Source organism: Bacillus sp. EKM420B (assembly GCF_011065565.1).
Taxonomy (GTDB): domain Bacteria; phylum Bacillota; class Bacilli; order Bacillales; family Bacillaceae; genus Bacillus; species Bacillus velezensis.
The window spans coordinates 1-1252 of sequence record NZ_JAAMNX010000016.1 but is presented as its reverse complement, the minus strand read 5'-3'; the positions used below and the strand labels follow the sequence as shown (position 1 = coordinate 1252).

The following is a 1252-nucleotide window of genomic DNA, read 5'->3' as shown; positions in this document are numbered from 1 at the left end:
TAAAAAGAATCACTACGTGATATCTTGCATTACTAATTGAATGTGAATTACTTCTGTTATCTAGTTTTCAAAGAACAACATCTCGAAGAATCGAATGATCCTTCAAAACTAAACAAGACAGGGAACGTTCTGTTTATAAGACCCAAGGTCTTATATTCCGTTAAAATCCTTAGAAAGGAGGTGATCCAGCCGCACCTTCCGATACGGCTACCTTGTTACGACTTCACCCCAATCATCTGTCCCACCTTCGGCGGCTGGCTCCATAAAGGTTACCTCACCGACTTCGGGTGTTACAAACTCTCGTGGTGTGACGGGCGGTGTGTACAAGGCCCGGGAACGTATTCACCGCGGCATGCTGATCCGCGATTACTAGCGATTCCAGCTTCACGCAGTCGAGTTGCAGACTGCGATCCGAACTGAGAACAGATTTGTGGGATTGGCTTAACCTCGCGGTTTCGCTGCCCTTTGTTCTGTCCATTGTAGCACGTGTGTAGCCCAGGTCATAAGGGGCATGATGATTTGACGTCATCCCCACCTTCCTCCGGTTTGTCACCGGCAGTCACCTTAGAGTGCCCAACTGAATGCTGGCAACTAAGATCAAGGGTTGCGCTCGTTGCGGGACTTAACCCAACATCTCACGACACGAGCTGACGACAACCATGCACCACCTGTCACTCTGCCCCCGAAGGGGACGTCCTATCTCTAGGATTGTCAGAGGATGTCAAGACCTGGTAAGGTTCTTCGCGTTGCTTCGAATTAAACCACATGCTCCACCGCTTGTGCGGGCCCCCGTCAATTCCTTTGAGTTTCAGTCTTGCGACCGTACTCCCCAGGCGGAGTGCTTAATGCGTTAGCTGCAGCACTAAGGGGCGGAAACCCCCTAACACTTAGCACTCATCGTTTACGGCGTGGACTACCAGGGTATCTAATCCTGTTCGCTCCCCACGCTTTCGCTCCTCAGCGTCAGTTACAGACCAGAGAGTCGCCTTCGCCACTGGTGTTCCTCCACATCTCTACGCATTTCACCGCTACACGTGGAATTCCACTCTCCTCTTCTGCACTCAAGTTCCCCAGTTTCCAATGACCCTCCCCGGTTGAGCCGGGGGCTTTCACATCAGACTTAAGAAACCGCCTGCGAGCCCTTTACGCCCAATAATTCCGGACAACGCTTGCCACCTACGTATTACCGCGGCTGCTGGCACGTAGTTAGCCGTGGCTTTCTGGTTAGGTACCGTCAAGGTGCCGCCCTATT

Annotated in this window: 1 rRNA gene; it reads right to left on the bottom strand. The window is 51.8% G+C overall.

Features of this window, described 5'->3' with window-relative positions:
* Window positions 1-173: 173 nt before the first annotated feature.
* Window positions 174-1252 (bottom strand): 16S ribosomal RNA (locus tag G9F48_RS19260); the annotation flags it as partial.